This window comes from Deinococcus aerophilus (assembly GCF_014647075.1).
GTDB lineage: Bacteria > Deinococcota > Deinococci > Deinococcales > Deinococcaceae > Deinococcus > Deinococcus aerophilus.
On sequence record NZ_BMOM01000005.1, the window covers coordinates 17263 to 36200 of the forward strand.

General features: G+C 67.0%; 18 protein-coding genes. 12 read left to right on the forward strand and 6 right to left on the reverse strand.

What is annotated here, in order from left to right; translation table 11 throughout:
- Window positions 1-2 precede the first annotated feature (2 nt).
- Complete coding sequence (locus tag IEY21_RS04515; protein ID WP_188901824.1) at window positions 3-800, reverse strand: enoyl-CoA hydratase-related protein; 798 nt, start codon at window positions 798-800, stop codon at window positions 3-5.
- 563 nt (window positions 801-1363) lie between these two features.
- On the opposite strand from IEY21_RS04515, the gene IEY21_RS04520 reads away from it, so the two are divergent.
- From IEY21_RS04520 to IEY21_RS04530, 3 genes are all read left to right on the forward strand, one after another.
- Window positions 1364-2536 (forward strand): S-layer homology domain-containing protein, encoded by a 1173-nt coding sequence (locus IEY21_RS04520; protein ID WP_188901826.1) that lies wholly within the window; start codon window positions 1364-1366, stop codon window positions 2534-2536.
- Window positions 2537-2695: 159 nt separating this feature from the next.
- Window positions 2696-3400, forward strand: a complete 705-nt coding sequence (gene hspR / locus IEY21_RS04525) for a heat shock protein transcriptional repressor HspR, fused homodimer type (protein ID WP_188901828.1) — start codon at window positions 2696-2698, stop codon at window positions 3398-3400.
- A gap of 66 nt (window positions 3401-3466) precedes the next feature.
- Window positions 3467-4306 carry a metallophosphoesterase gene (locus IEY21_RS04530; RefSeq protein WP_188901830.1) on the forward strand — a complete coding sequence of 280 codons (840 nt, stop codon included), beginning with the start codon at window positions 3467-3469 and terminating at the stop codon, window positions 4304-4306.
- A gap of 68 nt (window positions 4307-4374) precedes the next feature.
- Here IEY21_RS04530 and IEY21_RS04535 read toward each other — a convergent pair whose 3' ends face one another.
- Window positions 4375-6285: an AfsR/SARP family transcriptional regulator gene (locus IEY21_RS04535; RefSeq protein ID WP_188901832.1), complete on the reverse strand. Its 1911-nt coding sequence runs from the start codon at window positions 6283-6285 to the stop codon at window positions 4375-4377.
- 23 nt (window positions 6286-6308) lie between these two features.
- On the opposite strand from IEY21_RS04535, the gene IEY21_RS04540 reads away from it, so the two are divergent.
- From IEY21_RS04540 to IEY21_RS04560, 5 genes are all read left to right on the forward strand, one after another.
- Window positions 6309-6449 (forward strand): hypothetical protein, encoded by a 141-nt coding sequence (locus tag IEY21_RS04540; RefSeq protein ID WP_188901834.1) that lies wholly within the window; start codon window positions 6309-6311, stop codon window positions 6447-6449.
- Between the two features lie 10 nt (window positions 6450-6459).
- Window positions 6460-6645: a hypothetical protein gene (locus IEY21_RS04545; protein ID WP_188901836.1), complete on the forward strand. Its 186-nt coding sequence runs from the start codon at window positions 6460-6462 to the stop codon at window positions 6643-6645.
- Window positions 6646-6653: 8 nt separating this feature from the next.
- Window positions 6654-7313 (forward strand): HD-GYP domain-containing protein, encoded by a 660-nt coding sequence (locus tag IEY21_RS04550; protein WP_188901838.1) that lies wholly within the window; start codon window positions 6654-6656, stop codon window positions 7311-7313.
- 343 nt (window positions 7314-7656) lie between these two features.
- Complete coding sequence (gene cysS / locus IEY21_RS04555) at window positions 7657-9138, forward strand: cysteine--tRNA ligase (RefSeq protein ID WP_268237775.1); 1482 nt, start codon at window positions 7657-7659, stop codon at window positions 9136-9138.
- A gap of 120 nt (window positions 9139-9258) precedes the next feature.
- Window positions 9259-9846, forward strand: a complete 588-nt coding sequence (locus tag IEY21_RS04560; RefSeq protein ID WP_188901839.1) for a YcjF family protein — start codon at window positions 9259-9261, stop codon at window positions 9844-9846.
- Between the two features lie 160 nt (window positions 9847-10006).
- On the opposite strand, the gene IEY21_RS04565 is transcribed toward IEY21_RS04560, so the two are convergent.
- Both IEY21_RS04565 and alr read right to left on the reverse strand, forming a co-directional pair.
- Window positions 10007-11587, reverse strand: coding sequence for a DEAD/DEAH box helicase (locus tag IEY21_RS04565; protein WP_188901841.1), 1581 nt, complete (start codon window positions 11585-11587; stop codon window positions 10007-10009).
- 260 nt (window positions 11588-11847) lie between these two features.
- Window positions 11848-12909, reverse strand: a complete 1062-nt coding sequence (gene alr / locus IEY21_RS04570) for an alanine racemase (protein WP_373290475.1) — start codon at window positions 12907-12909, stop codon at window positions 11848-11850.
- A gap of 85 nt (window positions 12910-12994) precedes the next feature.
- Between alr and IEY21_RS04575 the strand changes: the two genes are divergently transcribed.
- The gene (locus IEY21_RS04575) at window positions 12995-14974 is read left to right on the forward strand and encodes a hypothetical protein (RefSeq protein WP_188901845.1); all 1980 of its coding nucleotides are present in this window, start codon (window positions 12995-12997) and stop codon (window positions 14972-14974) included.
- A 143-nt stretch (window positions 14975-15117) separates the two neighbouring features.
- Entirely contained in the window at window positions 15118-15591 is a 474-nt protein-coding gene (locus tag IEY21_RS04580) for a hypothetical protein (protein WP_229752880.1), read from the forward strand.
- A 94-nt stretch (window positions 15592-15685) separates the two neighbouring features.
- Here IEY21_RS04580 and IEY21_RS04585 read toward each other — a convergent pair whose 3' ends face one another.
- Window positions 15686-16201, reverse strand: coding sequence for an HD domain-containing protein (locus IEY21_RS04585; RefSeq protein ID WP_188901847.1), 516 nt, complete (start codon window positions 16199-16201; stop codon window positions 15686-15688).
- 279 nt (window positions 16202-16480) lie between these two features.
- On the opposite strand from IEY21_RS04585, the gene IEY21_RS04590 reads away from it, so the two are divergent.
- Window positions 16481-16714, forward strand: a complete 234-nt coding sequence (locus IEY21_RS04590; protein WP_188901849.1) for a WGxxGxxG family protein — start codon at window positions 16481-16483, stop codon at window positions 16712-16714.
- A gap of 237 nt (window positions 16715-16951) precedes the next feature.
- On the opposite strand, the gene trxB is transcribed toward IEY21_RS04590, so the two are convergent.
- On the reverse strand, window positions 16952-17926 hold the full coding sequence (trxB, locus tag IEY21_RS04595) for a thioredoxin-disulfide reductase (protein ID WP_188901851.1): 975 nt from the start codon (window positions 17924-17926) through the stop codon (window positions 16952-16954).
- Window positions 17927-18055: 129 nt separating this feature from the next.
- Here trxB and mntC point away from each other — a divergent pair, with 129 nt between their 5' ends.
- Window positions 18056-18913: a manganese ABC transporter substrate-binding protein MntC gene (gene mntC, locus IEY21_RS04600; protein ID WP_188901853.1), complete on the forward strand. Its 858-nt coding sequence runs from the start codon at window positions 18056-18058 to the stop codon at window positions 18911-18913.
- Window positions 18914-18938 lie beyond the last annotated feature (25 nt).

The following is an 18938-nucleotide window of genomic DNA, read 5'->3' on the forward strand; positions in this document are numbered from 1 at the left end:
TCCTACTCACCCTGAAACTCCGCGGGGCGCTTGTTCAGGAAGGCGTCCACCCCCTCGGAGAAGTCCTTGGTCGCGACGAGCAGACCGAACAGGTCGGCCTCGACCTCCAGTCCGGCGTCCAAGCTGGTGTCCATTCCCCGGCGCACCGCTTCCTTGACCAGCGACAGCGCGATGGGTGCGTTCTTCAGGATCTGCTCGGCCACCTCGCGCGCCCGGCTCAGGGCATCGTCGGCGACGTAGTTCACCAGTCCCATGCCCAGCGCTTCCTCGGCCCCGACCTGCCGGGCGGTCAGCATCAGGTCCAGTGCGCGCCCGGCCCCGATCAGGCGCGAGAGGCGCTGCGTGCCGCCGAAGCCCGGCAGCAGCCCCAGCGTGACCTCGGGCAACCCCAGCTTCGCGCGCGAGGACGCCACGCGGATGTCGCAGGCCAGCGCGAGTTCCAGGCCGCCGCCCAGCGCAAATCCATTCACGGCGGCGATCACCGGAATGGGCAAGGTGGCAATCTGGTGCATCACGTCCTGCCCGGCCAGCGACAGTTCGCGGCCCGCATACACGCCGTCGAGCGTCTTGAACTCGGCAATGTCCGCTCCGGCCACGAAGGCGCGGTCGCCGCTCCCGGTGATGATCAGCGCGCCCACCTCGGCGTCCTCGATGATCAGGTCCACGGCCGCGCTGATTTCTCCCAGCGTCTCGGCGTTCAGGGCGTTCAGCGCGCGGGGGCGGTTGATGGTGAGCACGGCGATGGGGCCGTGGCGGTCAATCTGCACGTTCTCGAATTCCATTTCGTCCAGCTGCGTCATGCCCCCTACTCTGACACGGCGCGGCCACCGGGTTCGGAGTTCTTGCCCGTTTCCCGGAGGTGGCCTGCTTCCGGCGCCGTCCCCGCCGTACCCAGCACGTTCCTGGGGCCTGCGGGACGCCAGTGCAGTGGCGACAGAAAGCAAGCACGGGTACGCCTGCTTTGCGGAAATACGGCTTGGCCTCGCCCGGCTAAGGACGGCCATGGATCAGGAACAGGTCGGAGGGTGGTGCGAGCAGGTGACTGGACGCTGCGCCGCTCCGCGCCCGACTCTGCTGTCAAACAACTCTCATGAAGGGAGCATGACAGCTCCAGCGGGAAAACAGGAATGATACGACCCATTTGATGTTTGCCACACCCGGAAAACCAGCATTATGCGAATCTCTATTATTTCTCACTTCAAGCACATTTCAAGACCAAATGCAAGATGAGCAACGAATCAAGATGAAAATCCCAAAGGCCCAGAGGTCGAATTTCATAAAGCGCTCACTGCTTGTGCCTACGGTGACGTTAGGAAACAGGAGGAAATCTATTTTTTCCGGCCTGTCAGACCAAGGAGAACCCATGCGCAAATCACTTATTCTCGTTTCCACCCTTGCCCTGAGCCTCGGCGTCGCCGGCGCCCAGACCTCGACCACCACCCCCGCCCAGGTCACCCTGAGCGACGTGCCCGCCGGACACTGGGCCAAGGACGCCGTTGACCGCATCGTTCAGTGCGGCCTGATCCAGGGCTTCCCCGACGGCACCTTCCGTGGCAACGAGAACCTGACGCGCTACCAAGCTGCCCTGATTTTCTACCGTCTTCTGGAAACCAGCGCGCTGAGCACCTGCAACCTGAGCCAGGAAGACATGACCGTGATCGCCAACGGCATGCAGGAAGTCAGCACCGAGCTGGCGGCCATCGCCGGCCGCGTGACCGACCTCGAGAAGCTCAGCGCCGAGCAGCAGGCCCGCATCGACGCGCTGGAAGCCAAGATCAACGAGATGGGCGACAACACTGCCGGCGCTGATACCGCTGCGCTGACCGCCCGCATCGACGCGCTGGAAGCCGCCGTGCAGAACATCCCCGCTGGTCCTGCCGGCCCCGCTGGTCCTGCCGGCCCCGCTGGTCCTGCCGGCCCCGCTGGCCCTGCCGGCCCCGCCGGAACGAGCGCCACCGTGACCACCCCCGCCCCCACCCCCGCTCCGGCAACCACCGTGGTCATCGGCGAGCCCAACGTGGCCGACGTGACCATGGCGAACAACAGCACCCTGTACGCCGGCGTGAGCGTCGGCGCCAAGACCACCGACCAGAGCAGCCCCTGCACGACCAGCAAGAACACCAAGGACGTGAACTACTGCGTCGCCGGCGGCGCCATGATCGGCTCGACCAGCGTGATTGGTCCGGTGGGTGCCCGTGTGGCCGCCGAGTACCAGCCCGGCTATAACGCGATTCACGCCGATGTGAACGCCACCTACAACATCTCGGCCGGCAACCTGCACCCCTACGTGGGCGTGGGTCTGGGTCTGACGAGCAGCAAGTCGCGCACCGCGACCACCAACGCCACGGACACCTACGTCAACGGCCTGGTGGGTCTGGACTTCCGCATCACCGACAGCATCGCCGCCTACGTGGAAGGCAACGGCCGCTACTACCTGAGCAACAAGGGGTATGGCACGGGCCTGAGCAACACCGCCGCCGCGAATGCCAAGGGCTTCAACGTCGCCGCCAAGGCCGGCCTGAAGTTCTACTTCTAAACCTTCCTGGTTGGGTGACCCTCCGTTTGGGGGGTCATTTTTTTATGCCCGGTCCGGCCGTACAGGACGCACGGCCCGGACCTTTCCGGAGGACTGGCCCACAACGCCTACAGATGACCTTTCTCATCAACCTTGCTTACGGTATACTCAGGCTAAGTTATGGCCTCCGACTCTAAACATCGTCCCGTGTATGTGATCTCGGTGGCGGCAGAACTGGTGGACATGCATCCGCAGACCCTGCGGCTGTATGAACGCAAGGGGCTGATCCGTCCGGGACGCAGCAGCGGCAAGACCCGCCTGTACAGCGAACGGGACATCGAGCACCTGCGCGAGATCCGCCGCCTGACCCAGGAACTCGGGGTCAATCTGGCCGGAGTCGAGGAGGTCATGCGCCTGCAGCATGAGCTCGATGACCTGCAGGGCGAGTTCGAGGCCGAGATCGAGCGCATTGAGGGCGAACTGAGGGATCAGGCCCGGCCGCGCGCCCTGCCGTCTTCCAGCGGACAGCTCGACCCCAAGGACCGCCCGGTGTACGTGATCTCCATCGCGGCAGAGTTGGTGGACATGCATCCGCAGACCCTGCGGCTGTACGAGCGCAAGCAGCTGATTCATCCGGGACGCAGCAGCGGTAAGACCCGGCTGTACAGCGAGCGGGACATCGAGCACCTGCGCGAGATCCGCCGTCTGACCCAGGAACTCGGGGTCAATCTGGCCGGGGTCGAGGAGATCATGCGCCTGCGTCATGAACTCGACGGTGCCCGGTCGAACCTGGAGGGCAATGTGCGCCGCATTCAGGACGACCTCAGCGAACGCATGACCAAACTGCGGACGCTGCCCACCTCCGGACAGGATGGAAACGAGTAGACCCGTGGGCGCACTCTCCCTGGCCCACCCGGAGCCTCCCCTTTCAGCGGGTCCTGGAGCAGTTTCTTGAGGGACCTGTGGGTGGTCGGCGACATTCACGGCGCGCACGACAAACTGCGGGCCATCCTGCTGCGCGCGGGCCTGATTGACTTTGAGGGCAACTGGACGGCGGGGGACGCCCGGATGGTGTTTCTGGGCGATTACCTGGACCGGGGAACGAAGGGGGTGGAGGTCATCGGCCTGATCCGCCGCCTGGAGGCACAGGCGCGGCGCAGCGGCGGTGAGGTAACGGCGCTGCTGGGCAACCACGAGGTCATGTTTCTCGCGACGCTGCTGTTTCGCCACGACGATCCTCAGGACCGTCTGGGATTTCGCCAGTACTGGCAGCGCAACGGCGGGCAGGAGCGCGACCTGCACCTGCTGTCCCCGGATGACCTGGCCTGGATGACCGGTCTGCCCATGATGGCCGTGCTGGACAGCTGGCTGATGATCCACGCCGACAGCCTGATGTATCTCAAGCTGGGAGATACGGTCGGAGCCGTCAACACGCGGGTCCGGGCCATGCTCGCAGGCCGCGACAGCGAAAGCTGGGGGCACTTTCTCAATGCCTTTGCCGCCCGCATGGCCTTCAGTCTGGCCGGCGGGGAAACGGCGGTGCGCCGGATGCTCGGGACCTTCGGCGGGGACCATCTGGCCCACGGCCACACCCCGGTACACGTGCTGATCGACGAACAGCGCCACGGTCGGGTGCGCGGAGCGGGGGCGCCCCTGCCGTATGCCGGCCGGCTGTGCGTGGCGATGGACAGCGGCATGGCCTACCGCCCCAACGCGGGGTTCATCGCCCGGCTGGACGGGGGCGGCGTCGCCGAGGTGGTGTGTTTTCCAGACGGAGAGCCGGCGTACTGAGAGCGCAGTGTTCCGAGTCGCCGTGTCTTGCGTGTCTTGAAGGTCCGGCGTGTGGACCCGGCCGTTCCTCAGTTCATGCGCCGGTGCCGCTCGGCCTCGAAGCGGGCAATCTCTGAGGGACTGGACACCTCCCGCGCCACCGACAGCCGCAGGTCCTCGGTCTCGGTGTCGCTGGGGTCGATGCCCAGAATGGCCGTGGCGAGCAGCACCACCCGCCGCCCCTGACCCTCGAGTTGCGAGGCGCGCAGTTCGGCCCGCAGTGACCCGATCAGGGCGCGCTGCAGGATCATGCGGTGTTCCTCGACCCATTCGCTGTCCTGGATGCTGGGCAGAAATTCGCCCTTGTAGGCCGCGACAGCGGCGGGCAGTTGCCCGTTGGCAATCAGTTGCAGGACCCGCTGACTGTCCAGAATCACGCTGGCCTTGCTGCTCAGCCGGTATTCGGGAGCCTGATGGGCACCCTCCACCAGCACCACGTCCGCGCCGATGGCCTCACGAATATCGGTGATGCACTGGCGAAAATAGCCGGCGGCCTTCTTGGGATCGCGGTCGGGCCACAGCTGGTTGATGACCTCCTGACGGGTGCTGCGCGGGTGCAGGGCCAGACAGGCCATCACGGCCACGCTGCCGCGCGCGCGCATGGTGCAGGGAATGCCGTCACGCAGCACCAGCTCCTGTCCCAGCGTCATGATCTCCAGCCGCATGCCGGTGGTGAACAGGTCATCACGCACGCTGCCGCTCAGGAAGGAGGCGTCTTCCAGCGCCGCTTCCAGCAGGGGCGCCAGCGCCGGGCTCAGGCGGGCAAAAGCGAGCATTTCCTCGATTTCCTGCAGATCCGGGGCAATGGTGGCCTGCGACTGGGAGCGCGGCTGTCCGGCGAGCTCCTGAAGCGCCTCCGAGAGCAGCTCGGTGCAGCGCGGCAGGTCGTTCATGCGGTACGCGCTGTACGCGGCCAGCAGCAGCGAGCGGGTGGCGTCTATGGACGCCCCGCGCCGCAGGGCCTCGGCCCGGACTTCCAGATGCAACCGCAGCGCCGACACACTGTCACCGCGCCGCAGGGCCATCATGGCCAGCACGGTGCGCCCGTACAGCGACAGTTCGGGATTCAGGGCCCGCAGCCGCCCCATCGTCCGGACCGCCTCGGCGTGTTCGCCCACCCGGCTGTAGTGGTTGGCGAGGTGGTTCAGGGCGTAGTCGGTTACATAGAACTCCCGCAGACGTTCACCGCGGTCGGCCAGATCATGCAGCTGCTCACAGAATCCCGCGTAATTGCCGCTCAGGAGCATCAGGTTGATTTTCCTGGCATCCAGATGCAAGGAGGTATAGGCGTCGTTGATCTCCTGCGCCACCAGACTCGCCCTTTCAAGAGACTCTGTGGCTGCGTCGAACTGACCAGTCTCCACATGAATATCAACCAGCGTATAGATGGCCGCCAGCAGCGGGCGCTGATTGCGGTCCTGCTCCAGCGTGGGAATGGCGCTGTTCAGCAACTTGACTGCCGCAGAAATGTCGCCCATCAGGGCATGGGTCGAGGCCAGCGTATGGGCAATACGTGCCGCCACAACCTTGTTGCCCAGCGAAAGGTACCCGCGCCGCGCCTCTTCAATGGCCTTGATTGCCCCTTCCTCACCCATCTGATGAAGAGTCACGCCGTACCAGCGCTGGGCACGGAACAACAATTCACCCTTGAGCGTGGGCAGCAGGTCACGGAAATGCGCGGCCGCCTTCCTGTTCTCCCCGGTGGCCCGCAGCAGGTTTCCGTATTCCACCGCTGCCTCATCGTTGCCCAGGGCCATGGCCAGTTCCAGCGGCTCCTCGGCCTTTGCAAACTGGCTGGTCCGCAGCAACGAGACGCCCAGCCAGGTCATCTCCTCCGCAGTGAGGTCCGGTTGGGCCTGCAGGGCTGTTAAAACGGCCTCGTAATTTCCGGCCCCGAAATCTGCTTCAAGCTGTGCTGCACGTCCCGCACGCTTTTTCACACCCGCCTGCTTAAGATGGCTTCATGCAAAAGAACCTGCGCGCCCTGATCAGCATCCTCTTCGCTCTGGTGGTCACGTCCGCCAGCGCCGTCCAAATCGGCTGCCCCGGTCTGGAGCGTGCGCCTCAGTCCCCCGCTGCCCAGTCCAGCATGACGGGCCAGTAAGGCGATTATCATGACTGCATCTTACCCACGCAAAGCCCGGCAGGCCAGCGCCTCCACCCATCTGGTGGACACCGCCCAGACCCAGCGCCACGTGAGCACCTCCAACGTGCGTCCGGCCAGCACCTCCCTGGTCACCAACCGCATGGACTCCCTGTCCTTTCAGATGGGCCGCCTGTCCTGCTCCGGCCTGGAATGATGCCCCAGATGCCCTGGCAACTCGGTCTGAATCTCCTGCCAGACACCGAAGACCTCGGGCAGATTGTCACGCCGGAAATTCAGGACTTTATTGAAGAGGCGGAGGCGTGGTTCACGAGTCTGCTCGGCCGCTCTCCTGGTGGACATGAGCACCGGGTTATGCTGCTCGCCTTGCGACTCGCCCACGAGGCGGGACACGCACAGACCCCCTACGAGAGGCGTCAGGTGGTGTGGGCAGGCCTGCTGCACGACATCGGCAAATCGGCCCTTGACCAGAAGATTCTGGAGAAGCCCGGCACCCTGAACGTTCAGGAAATGCTGATCATCCAGCAGCACCCGGCCATCGGTTACCGGCTGGCATACAGCGCGCCACAGGTAGACGCGGAGATTCTGGGCGGCATCATGCACCACCACGAGCGCTGGGACGGCGAAGGCTACCCGATGGGCCTGATGGGAGAATCCATCCCCCTGCTGGCGCGCGTGCTGAAGGTGGTTGATGTTTACGACGCCCTGGTGTCAGATCGCCCCTACCGGCCTGCCTGGTCCATGGAAGAAGCCGCCGACTACCTGCGGCAACATGCCGGGACGGCCTTTGAACCGCACCTGATCCGGGTGTTCATTGAGCGTGTGCTCTCCGGACCTTCCCAACCCCCCTACGGGCCAGCCTGAGCGCCGTCCCCCCGCGCTGAGAAGGATGGTGTACCGAAGACCGGCGTGCGGAAGAACATGGGGTTTGAAAATTCAGACGGGATGGACCAGCAACTCCGGAATGGGACGTTGCCTTTTTTTGTTTGCCGCCCGCGGCCTGCACTGCGCCAGCGCCCCACAGCACATCTGCTCTCCACAGCACATCTGCTACAGTGAAGCCATGAAGACGCCGTGTTGCCTTTCCCTGCGGTAAAGCAGCGCCCGCCGTCTGCCGTCCGCGCCCCCGTGATGTGGCGCGGATTTTTTTATGGTTTGCCCTCCCCCACCCGCTGACCCCGCACCCCAGGTGCCGCAAGGAGCCGCCGTGACCGTTTCCTCCCCCTTCCAGCATGCCCAGCCCGACCAGAACATCGTCCTGTACGACACCATGCAGCGCGGCAAGGTGCCGTTTGTGCCCGGAACGCCGGGGCATGTGGGCATGTATCTGTGCGGGCCGACGGTCTACAGCGACGCCCACCTGGGCCACGCCAAGAAGGAGGTGGCCTTCGACGTGATCCGGCGCACCTTCATGCACTTTGGCTACGCGGTGCGCTACGTGGCGAACATCACCGATGTGGGCCACCTGCAAGACGACAGCGACGACGGCGAGGACAAGATCGCCCGGCGGGCGGCGCTGGAACGCCTGGAGCCCATGGAGGTGGCCGACAAGTATTTCTGGTCGTTCATGGCCGACATGGGCGCGCTGAACGTCCTGAAACCCAGCATCAACCCTCGCGCCACCGGGCACATCACCGAGCAGATCGCCCTGATCGAGGAACTGATCGAGCGCGGCCACGCCTACGAGGTCGGCGGGAATGTCTATTTCGATGTGCGCAGCTGGCCCGGCTACGGCAAGCTCTCGGGCCGCAACCTTGACGACCAGGAGGAGGGCACCCGCGAGGCGGTGCGCGGCGACAAGCGCGATCCGCGTGATTTTGCGCTGTGGAAACGCGCGGAGCACGGCCACATCATGCGCTGGCCGTCTCCGTGGGGGGTGGGCTTTCCGGGGTGGCACATCGAATGCAGCGCCATGAGCCTGAAGTACCTGGGCGAGGGCTTCGACATCCACGGCGGCGGCCTGGACCTTCAGTTTCCCCACCACGAGGCCGAGATCGCGCAGGCCGAGGCGGCGGGCCACGCCTTTGCGCGGTACTGGATGCACAACAACATGCTGACCATCGGCGGCGAGAAGATGAGCAAGAGCAAGGGCAACTTCACGACCATCGCGGACGTGCTGGCCGAGCATGACCCGATGGTGGTGCGCTTCCTGCTGGTGTCGAGTCATTACCGCTCGATCACCGAATTCAGCGAGGCGGCCTTCGAGAGCGCCCGCAGCGGCTACCGCCGGCTCAGCGAGGCGCTGCACGAGGTCGAGCGCCGCCTGAACGACGCACCCGTCGGGCACGACGACGCGCTGGAGGGCAAGATCGGGGCGCATGTCCAGACTTTCGAGGACGCCATGCGCGACGACTTCAACACCCCCCGGGCGCTGGCCGCACTGTTCGGGCTGACCGGTGACCTGAACACGGCGCTGGCGGCGGGCACGGTGGGCCGGACCACGCTGCAGCGCGCACGGGACGCCTACCGCGAGCTGGGCGGAAATGTGCTCGGCCTGTTCGAGGGCGGCGCCGCCGAACAGCAGGACGAGACCCAGGTGATCGCCGCGCTGATGGACCTGGTCCTGAAGGCCCGGCAGAACTACCGCCTGAACAAGCAGTACGCCGAGGCCGATGAACTGCGCGACACCCTGGGTGGGGTGGGCGTGACCGTGGAGGACACCAAGGACGGCCCGCGCTGGCGGCGCTGAGCGCCCGGCCGGGGCGAGGCGCACCCAGGCCCCGCTGAACCAGACCCGCTGAAGTCTTCGGTGAATACTTGGGCACCGCGCACCTCACGCAGGGGTGGGGGCTCAGGGTAAACTCGCCCCATGTTGCCTCCGCTCGTCAAGCAGGTGCTGGACAATTTCAATTTCGATGTTGATGCGGAGCTCACGCCCCAGGAAAATGTCGATGAGGTGGTCAAGGGTGCCGCCCTGCTCTGCGGCGCAGTGGCGGTAGAGCCCATCCCCTTCGCCGACATCCTGGTGATCACCCCGCTGCAGGCCAAGATGGTGCTGCACATCGGCAAGATCTACGGCTTTGACATCACCCCCGAGCGCGCCCGCGAGATCGTGCAGGAGCTCGGCGTGACCGTGGCCTACGGTCTGGCGGCGCGGCAGGTGATGCGCGGCCTGGCCAAGATGGCGCTGCCGCTCATCGGCGGAATCATCACCGCGCCCGCCGTGTACGGCTGGACGTTTGCGCTGGGCCGGGTGGCGCAGAACTATTTCGAGCGCAAGCAGCTGGGACTGCCCGACACCCGCCAGGAGCGCGTCAAGGTGATTCAGGAGGCCAAGCAGCAGTCCCGGCGGGTCCTGCCCAGCGCGCAGGATTTCACCGACCTCGCCAGCGAACTGCGCCGGCGTGCCGAAGAAAAGGGCAAGAACACGGGACAGGGACCGGACCGCCCGAACTAAGCCGGGGGGCAGCGGCCCCAGGGCGTCAGCCGGGCCGCGGGCGGCACAGCTCACAGCTCAGCGGCACAGCTCAGTGCGCCGCCGCACCGACCACGACCCACAAAAGAGAGGAGACGGACCCACCTTCAGGTCCGCCCCCCTCAACTCTCGGGTCCGCCGCTCAGCTGCGCCCGCCCCGGCCCCGCGCCCGCTGGGGACCGACGCGCCCGGCACCCGTGCCCGCCCCAGATTCCGAACGGCGCTGGCCGGAGCTGTTCTGACCGCCCTGGCCCGACGTACCCCGGCTCCCATTGCCTCCCCGGTCCGAGTGCCCGCCCTGTCCGGACGAACCGTGGGCGCCGCGGGGCTGCTGGCCCCGGCCCTGCCCCTGAGCGCGGCCCTGGCCCCGGGTTCCCTGCCCGCGACCCGCACCCTCACCCGGCATCAGGCCGTTGCCGGAGCCCCGGCCCTGTTTTTCCTGGATGGCCCGGTCCACCTGACCCTCCTGGGTCGTCAGCGGCGGATGCAGCGCGGGCGGCAGGTTGCGGCGCACGGTCTGCCACAGGCCGCGCTGCTCGGGAATCAGCAGCACCAGGTTCACGCCCGGACGGCCTGCGCGCGCGGTACGGCCCGAACGGTGAACGTGGTCCTCGGCGGTCTGCGCCACGTCCATGTGGATCACGAGGCGCACCTCGGGCAGGTCAATGCCGCGCCCAGCGATGTCGGTGGCGACCAGAATCCGCGATTTGCCGTCGCGCAGCAGGGCCATGGTCCGCTCGCGCTTTTTCTGGTCCATGTTGCCTTGCAGGGGGCTGATGATCTCGCCGGGCAGCAGGGTTTCCAGACGCTCGGCACGCCGCTTGACCAGCGATTTGGTGCGCGAGAAGATCACCACGCAGCCGCCCGGCTCGCGCAGTGCCTCGCGGGTCTGCTCGGCAGCCACGTCCAGCACGTCCTCGCGGGTGGTGTGGACCAGCAGGTGGGTCGCGCCGGTCGCGCCGCCCAGGATGTCGTCGGGGTTGGTGTTCTCGGCGCGTGAAGCGGGGGCGATGTCGATGCGCTCGGGATTGACCATGAACTGCTGGGCCACGCTGCGGATCTCGGCTGGAAAGGTGGCCGAGGCCATGGCAATCTGGATCTTCTGGCCCACCTGACTCTGGGCCGAGCGCAGAATGTCGCCCACGTCCCTCAGAAAGCCCAGCGACAGCAGCTCGTCGGCTTCATCGAGCACCACGTAGCGCAGTCCGGCGAGGCTGAGTTCCCGGCGGGCAATCAGGTCCTTGAGACGGCCCGGCGTGCCGGAAATCAGGCCCTTGCCCGTGGCCTCGCTGCGGGTCTGCCCGGGCGTGATGCCCCCGGTGATGCGCCCGGCGGTCATGCCCAGTTCGCGGGCCACGTCGCGGATCTGCACGGCCAGTTCCCGGGTCGGCGTGACGACCAGCACTTCCGGGCGCATGCCGCGCACGGCCGACATGCCGATGCCGCGGGCGGCGGCGGGAATCAGGAAGGCCAGGGTCTTGCCGCTGCCGGTGCGCGCGGTGGTGATCACGTCGCGTCCGGAGAGCAGCGCTGGAATGGCCCCGGCCTGCACCGGCGTGGGCGTGCGGTCGCCGAGCAGCGTGTGCCAGTCGGCCAACGGGGCCGGGCGACCAGACGCTTCAGGGCGCGCGGCGCGCGGGCTGTCGTGCAGGCTGCGGTCGCGGGGGGAAGTCTGGGCGTCGGACTGCGGGCGGGGACGATCGGAGGTACGGGTTCGGGTCATGAAAATCCTGTATGGCGTCCACAAGGGAACGCGCCGGAGGCCGGCTGGGAAGAAGCGTCAGGGAATGAAGCTGAAGGGCCGCGTCAGACTGCCGCCTGAGCACACTCAGGCCGTCCGGGCACCTGGGGCAAAGAGGTACCTGCAAACCGTTGCCAGTTCGCGTTCGTTCTCCATCATGCCGCATCCGGGCTCCCCGAACGCCGAGTCAGCACACTTATCGGGCCTCAGGGCGCCGTGACCGGTTGCCCAGGCCCTGTCCTTTACCGGTCGGTCTGCCGTTCTATGCGCGTTCCTAGCCCAGTCAACACCTCGTATTCAATGGTGTCTGCCCACGCCGCCACGTCGCTCACCGTGATGTCCTGTGGACCCCAGAAGCGCACCACGTCTCCCACCTGCACGTTCAATCCACTCACATCCACCAGGCACTGGTCCATGCAGATGCGGCCCACCATGGGACGGCGCTCGCCCGCCACCGTCACGAACGCCTTTCCGGTGGCATTGCGCGGGTACCCATCGGCATAGCCCAGTCCCACGGTGGCCAGCACGGTGTCCTGCGGGGCATGCCACAGCCCGCCGTAGCTGACGCTCTCGCCGGCCCGGACGGTATGCACGTACGTGACCTCGGCCTCCAGGGTCATCACGGGGGTCAGCGGCAGCACGCCGCGCAGGTGCGGCGGCGCAAAGCCGTAGGATGCCAGGCCAGGCCGCGCCAGCCGCATGCCCGGCAGCGCCCCCAGACTCAGGATGCCGCCTCCGTTGGACGCGTGGGCGAGCAGCGGCGGCAACTCCTGCAACACCCCCTGAAAGCGCCGGAACTGTTCGTGGGCAAAACTCAGGTCCGGCTCGTCAGCGGTGGCGAAGTGGGTATAGGCCCCCTCCAGCACACCGCGCTCGTGCAGCCGTTGCCCCACCCGGACCGCGTCTTCGGGCCGCGCGCCCAGCCGGTTCATGCCGGTGTCCACCTTCAGGTGCGCGCGGGCGTGGGCGGGCAGCGCCTCGGCCTCTTCCAGCGAGGCCACCGGCAACCGCACGCCCAGATCGGCGAGTTCCTCCAGTTCGGCGGGGCGCGGCGGCGTGAGCAGCACCACCGGCTTGCCCAGCTCCAGGGCGGCCACCGCCCCGGCCTCCTGCGGGGTGGCCACCGCCAGCCCCCACACGTCGGGATGGCGGGCAGCCACACGGGAGATGGCCTCCAGACCGTGTCCGTAGGCATTGGCCTTGACCGGCAGCAGCAGGGGAACCTCTGCGCGGCGGGCAAGCAGGCTCAGGTTCTGTTCCAGAGCGGCGGCGGAAGTGCGGGCATGGGCGCGGGCAAACAACATCTCGCCCGGCATGCTAGCGCGTGGCGGCGCAGGTCCAGGGAGCAACCCGGAGGCCCAGGGGCAAGACAGTATGCTGCGGGCAGTCATGCTGAGCGCTTTTTCCCGCTGGTCCCCCGCCCGATTTTCCCTTCTCAGCGCCGTGTCCGCCGCCCTGACGCTGGGCGGCACGTCCCTGGCCCAGACCGCGCCGCCCGCAGGCACGTCCATCGGCGGCATTCTGCCCCTGGTGTCGGTGGGCGAGAAATGGCCGCAGGACGTGGAGTCATATACCATCCGCATCTCACCGCAGGACGCCGGCAAGCCGCTGGGCCTGGAAGTGTACTCCCCGGGCTTCAACCTCAAGGATTACGTGGACGGGCGGCGCGACGAAGGGTATTTCGGGGATGAGCTGTACAAGAAGAACGAACCCTTTGACACCACCTTCACCCTGAGCGGCCCGGGCGGCACGGTGCTGGACCGCCGGTTTGGACAGAACCGGGAACACACCTGGGAAAGCCTGTTCTCGGGGGGCTTGGGAGCGGGCACCTATACCCTGAAGGTGAACAGCCGGGGCGACGGGAAGAACTCGTTTGCGCTGCGGGTGGCCGCGCCCTTTGCGCTGGAGACCAGCGACTTCACCGTGAACGCCCGCGCGACCACGCCCGAGCCGCTGCTGGCTGCCCGCCTGAACGTCACCGCCGACTGGGTGGGCCAGACCGTGGGCCTGCTGAACTACGACATCGACGGCCCTCAGGAGGCCGAGACCTTCGTGGTGCAGCCGGGCGGCACGCGCGTCAACCTGACCCCCAGCGACAACGGCAAGACCGCCACCGACCGCTTCAAGATCACGCCGGAGCTGGTGGGCGAGTGGCAGATTTTCATCCGAGTGCTGCCCACGACCCGGCAGTACAGCAACGCAGTGCGCTACTCGTTCCGGCTGAACGACAAGCCCGTCTCCGCACGCATCGGCGGTTTCGATCCGCCCACCGCGACCCGGATCGCCAACCAGCTGTTCGTCGAGGTGGTCGATCCGCGGGGCCGCCCGATTCCCGGCGCGTCGTACACCCTGATCGGAGACAGCAGCGTGCGCCCGCAGCTGCCCTCCGGCTACGTGCCGGTCAGTTCGACGCTGGTACAGGGCACCGGCAACATCGTCTCGCCGACCGAGGTGCGTTACCAGCCAGGCTACAACAAGATCCGTTTTGTGGCCCGCGCGCCCGAGGGCCAGCTGGCGGTGGACGCCGTGGCGCTGTACGGCGACCAGCGCATTGCACTGAGTGGCGTGCCGTTTGAGGTCGCTGGACGTACCCTGACCACCCCCGCCACCGTGCCGCTTGCCCCCGGCGACTATCCGGTCACCCCCACCCCCATTCCCGGCAGCACGCTCACGCCGCCGCTGCCGGGCCGGGTCGCCGATGAAGTTGCCGGCCGCGTCACCATCGAGTACCGCGTGCTGTCCACCGTCACGCTGATTACCGCGCCGGACATTCTGAATGCCTGCGACGTTACCCAGCTCGTTGCCAGCGCCCGCACCGACTTTCCGTACCGGCTGCCCGCCACGCTGGCGCTGAACCTGCCGACCGGCTGGAGCAGCGACTACCCGCTGGAAACCTCCGGTGAGTTCAGCGGCGGACAACCGCTGCGTCTGAAGGTGCCGGTGCGGGTGTGCCGCAGCGACACCGCCGAGGCGGTGCTGAACCCGGTCGGGCTTCGGACCACCGGGGCGGCAAAGGTGCGCAGCCCCGGCAGCGCCAATGTGACCCGCAGCGTGCAGAACGGCGCACGGGCCAGCCTGAGCAAGAGCGTGGAGGCCGCCGCGCAGGGCTACACCGTCACACTGGTCTTCACGGTGGACAGCACCCTGGAAAACGTGCGTCTGATCGACCCCCTGCCTGCCGGGAATCCGCCCGCCGTCCGCGGTCCGCTGCAGCTGCAGGGGTCCAGCCTCGCGAACGTCCAGCCGCGTGTCGACGGAGACGCCATTGTCCTGAGCCGGGTGATTCCCGGCACCTACACGCTGACCTATGCGCTGTTCAGCGACCAGCCGGCCGACCGGGTGGTCACGTCGCCCGACCTGGGCTGGTAAGCGCCCCGACCGGCCCAAGTCGGGCGGCCCCTGAGCCACATGAGAAGGACACCACAACCGTCAAGGCCGACCAGCACGGTTCATCCAGGAGTTTGGAGGCTGTGTCGCAGCGCCCCTCAACATCCCTGAGGTATGCTGTCTTCATGAAGTCCATGCCCTTTCCCCGTTCGCTGCCGGTCCGTATCGTGCTGGCCGCGGCGGCCCTGGGCTTGGCCGGGTGCGGATCGCTGAACGCCGCGCCCGCTCCGCTGGCCGGTGACCTGCTGAGCGCTCCCACCACCCTGAACCTGAACGGTCAGGTGCTGAAGGTGGCGGCCCAGCCCCAGCTCAGCGGGGCCGTATTCAGCGTCCGCGTGCGCGTTGCCGCCGGAAGCGCCGCGCCCAACGTGTCCTCCCTGAAGGTCATGGGCATGTACGCGATCACCGATTCGGGGGTCTGGAAAGCGCCGCGGATGACAGCGCTGACCTCAGGCTGCGCCGCCCAGCTGTGCGCACGCGGCAGCGGCGGTGCGGGCGACCTGCAGTCCGGAGAACGCACCCAGATCGTCACCGAGCTGCAGGACAGCCACGGCCGCACCTACTGGCTGCGCGACGCCCGGACCCGGGCCGTGAAGTAGCCCGGCGGCGAAGGCCAGCACTCCGGCAGGGGCGCGGCCCACCGACCCGGTGTGGGCCGCGCCCCTGCTTCTCCCCGGTGACTTCTGGTCCCGGCTATTCCTGATCGTCGTAGTGGTGCAGCAGGGCGGCTTCGGGGTCGCCGTCCGGGTGGTGGTGGCGGGCCACCAGCCGGGCCACGCGCGGTCTGGCCCCGGCGTGGGCGAGCAGCCGTGCGCCCAGTTCGGGATGATGCGCCCGGATGCCGAGTGCTCCGATGGGGGGCAGCAGCCGCGCCAGCCGGTTGGGAATCAGCCCGACGAGCACGCGCTCGGTCACGCGGTACGGGCGAACGCTCTTGCCGCAGTCGTGCAGCAGGGCGGCCGCCACCAGTTCCGGGGCCGCCGCCGGGTGGTCGCGCAGCAGATGCAGCGTGACGCGGCAGGCATGTTCGCGGTCGCGCGGGTCCATGCCCCGGTACACGCGGGCCTCTCCGGCAGTCAGGTGCGCCAGCGCCCAGGCGTCGTCCGGGTGGGCGTGGTCCGGTTTCACGCTGCGGGCCAGCCGCCTGCCCTTGGCCGCGTACCCCAGGACCTTGCGCCCGATGCGGTCGGAGAGGCGCAGGGTATTCACCCCCTGAGCATACGGGAAAGGGACCTGAGGAGAGGGGTTGTCAGGCCCGGATTTGCTGCCGCCATGAGGGTCCAGCACAGGACAAGGCCGCGTCCCGTCTTGTCCTGAATCACATGGCCCCACAGCGCCGCACACGCTGCATGGCCCCCGCGCCAAAGTTAAAGATTGTGTGCAACTTCACCCAATGTCAGGTATAGGCACACCGGCGGGCCGGCATGTCAATCTTCAGTCGCCCCACGGAACACATGTTCCAGGCGACCACGACCAGGAGGATCCACCATGAAAAATACGATCAAGACCGCCGTGCTGTTCTCTGTCCTGTGCGCCCCTTTCTCGGCCCTGGCCCAGACCGACACGACCACGACCAACACGACCACCACCGCCCCCATGATTGACGACAACGACGGGTTCGACTGGGGCTGGCTGGGCCTCCTCGGGCTGGCGGGTCTGGCTGGCCTGCGCCGCCGCGACGACCGGCCCTACACCAACACCACCGGAACCACCCCCCGCTGAGCAGGTCTTGCCGTGGTGGATGGGGCAGCTTCACGCTGCCCCTTTTGCTTTTTCCTTTTTTTTCGACTCAAGGCTTTTTATCGACCCACAGTGCGCAGCGTGCCTACACCTTCCGGCAACTTCAGCTCTGGTGGGCTGTTGCCCTGTCTCACCATGGACCGGGGATTCCATCCAGGAAGGGGGGCACGTCCTGCGACATGCCCCCGGCTGTGCCCGTATCGAACGGGATGTCCGGCCTCAGTCGGCGGCGACTTCCCCGGCCACTTCCAGCGCAGCCAGCGCACGCTCGGCGCTCATGGCCGCCCGCGTTCCTGCCCCGACGCTGGTGCCCAGCTGACGGTAGATGTAATCGCTGACGTCTCCGGCCGCGAACAGCAGGGGCACGCTGGTGTAGATCTCATCCGTCACGTCCACGTAGCCGTCCTCACGCAGGTTCACCGTGTCCTTGACGAATTCCGTGTTGGGCACGTGGCCGATAAAGATAAATACGCCGTCGGTTGCCATCTCGCTGGTCTCGCCGGTCTTGAGGTTCTTCAGGCTCACGCTGCCCACCGAGCCGTCGCCCGTGATCCGTTCCACGGCGGTGTCCCAGACGAACTTCATCTTGGGGTTGGCAAAGGCGCGGGCCTGGGCCACCTTGTTGGCGCGCAGGGCGTCGCGGCGGTGAATCAGGGTGACCTCGTCGGCGAACTTGGTCAGGAACAGGCCCTCCTCGACGGCGGCGTCTCCCCCGCCCACCACGACGACCTTCTTGCCACGGTAGAAAAAGCCGTCACAGGTGGCGCAGGTGCTCACGCCCCGGCCCCAGAATTCTTCCTCGCCGGGCACGTTCAGCCGCTTGGGGTTCGCGCCGGTCGCCAAGATGACGCTGCGGGCACGGTACTGGCCGCCGTAGCCCCGCACCAGGAAGGGATGGTGGGGGTCGCCGGTCTGTTCAATGGCCTCTACCTCGTCCATCTCGATCTTGCCGCCAAATTTCTCGGCCTGCTGCTGCATCCGCCCCGCCAGTTCCATGCCGCTGATGGGCTCGGGAAAGCCCGGGTAATTCTCGACTTCCTCGGTCTGGGCAATCTGGCCGCCGGGCAGCCCCTTTTCCAGAATCAGCGTGCTGAGGCTGGCGCGGCCCGTGTAAATGGCGGCGGTCAGTCCGGCGGGGCCGCCGCCGACAATTACAACGTCGTAGTCCTGGATTTGCGGAGGGGTGGCTGTCATGAAAAAAGCGTACCACCGCCCACCCGCAGTGTTGGTTAAGCACGCACAGTTTATTTTCTAAAGCATGGATGTCCACCGCTGCCCACGCCTCCTTGCATCTTTATTGATAAAGCTCTATCATTTTCGGTTATGAGGTTTCTCGTTCTGTCCGCTGTCCTGTGTGCCGGAATGGCCGGGGCGTCTGCCCTTCCCGTCAGCGCCACCACCTCCATCATCGCCGACCTCGTGAAGAACGTGGGGGGAACGCGGGTGGCCGTCACCACCATCGTTCCTGCCGGAACCGACGCGCACACCTTTCAGCCCACCACGGCCGTGATCCGGGGACTGGCCGGCAGCCGCGTGCTGTTCGCCAACGGCGCGGGCCTGGAGCCGTGGCTGCCCCAGCTTCAGAAGTCCGCGCCGGGCGTACCGGTCAGGGCGCTGACGGCGGGCCTGAAGCTGACGGCCGCCGACGGCGGCACCGACCCGCACGCATGGTGGGATCTGGGGCTGGCGGCCGGGTACGTGAAGAACGTCCAGGCGGGCCTGACGGCGCTGGACCCGGCGGGAAAGGCGACCTACGCCCGGAACACGGCGGCTTATCTGAAGCAGTTGAGCGCCGCCGACGCCGACGCCCGAAAGCAATTTGCCGCGCTGCCGGCGCGCAAGCGTCAGATCGTGACCAACCACGATGCCCTGAACTACCTGGCCAACCGTTACGGCCTGAAGGTGATCGGCGCGGTCATTCCTGGCCTCAGCACCGAGCGTGAGCCGAGTGCTCGGGAACTGGCCACCCTGATCGTGGCGGTCAAGAAAAGTGGCGCGCGGGTCATCTTCACCGAGGACACGCTGGACATCCGCCTCGCCAAAACCCTGGCCCAGGAAACGGGCATCCGCATCGCGCCGCCGCTGTACACCGACGCGCTGGGGCCAAAGGGCAGCGCGGGCGAAACCTTTCTCAAAGCGTTCCGGACCAATGTGGACACCATGGTGAAGGCCCTGCGCTGACGCCTGTGCTGCCCCGGCCCAGGCC

What these genes read in the sequence shown, in the direction of transcription:
- IEY21_RS04520 (WP_188901826.1), top strand. Translation starts at nt 1,364, where the DNA reads ATGCGCAAATCACTTATTCTCGTTTCCACCCTTGCCCTGAGCCTCGGC.
- alr (WP_373290475.1), bottom strand. Translation starts at nt 12,909, where the DNA reads ATGTTGTTTGCCCGCGCCCATGCCCGCACTTCCGCCGCCGCTCTGGAA.
- IEY21_RS04575 (WP_188901845.1), top strand. Translation starts at nt 12,995, where the DNA reads ATGCTGAGCGCTTTTTCCCGCTGGTCCCCCGCCCGATTTTCCCTTCTC.
- IEY21_RS04580 (WP_229752880.1), top strand. Translation starts at nt 15,118, where the DNA reads ATGAAGTCCATGCCCTTTCCCCGTTCGCTGCCGGTCCGTATCGTGCTG.
- IEY21_RS04515 (WP_188901824.1), bottom strand. Translation starts at nt 800, where the DNA reads ATGACGCAGCTGGACGAAATGGAATTCGAGAACGTGCAGATTGACCGC.
- mntC (WP_188901853.1), top strand. Translation starts at nt 18,056, where the DNA reads ATGAGGTTTCTCGTTCTGTCCGCTGTCCTGTGTGCCGGAATGGCCGGG.
- IEY21_RS04565 (WP_188901841.1), bottom strand. Translation starts at nt 11,587, where the DNA reads ATGACCCGAACCCGTACCTCCGATCGTCCCCGCCCGCAGTCCGACGCC.
- IEY21_RS04545 (WP_188901836.1), top strand. Translation starts at nt 6,460, where the DNA reads ATGACTGCATCTTACCCACGCAAAGCCCGGCAGGCCAGCGCCTCCACC.
- IEY21_RS04590 (WP_188901849.1), top strand. Translation starts at nt 16,481, where the DNA reads ATGAAAAATACGATCAAGACCGCCGTGCTGTTCTCTGTCCTGTGCGCC.
- IEY21_RS04540 (WP_188901834.1), top strand. Translation starts at nt 6,309, where the DNA reads ATGCAAAAGAACCTGCGCGCCCTGATCAGCATCCTCTTCGCTCTGGTG.
- IEY21_RS04560 (WP_188901839.1), top strand. Translation starts at nt 9,259, where the DNA reads ATGTTGCCTCCGCTCGTCAAGCAGGTGCTGGACAATTTCAATTTCGAT.
- hspR (WP_188901828.1), top strand. Translation starts at nt 2,696, where the DNA reads ATGGCCTCCGACTCTAAACATCGTCCCGTGTATGTGATCTCGGTGGCG.
- IEY21_RS04550 (WP_188901838.1), top strand. Translation starts at nt 6,654, where the DNA reads ATGCCCTGGCAACTCGGTCTGAATCTCCTGCCAGACACCGAAGACCTC.
- trxB (WP_188901851.1), bottom strand. Translation starts at nt 17,926, where the DNA reads ATGACAGCCACCCCTCCGCAAATCCAGGACTACGACGTTGTAATTGTC.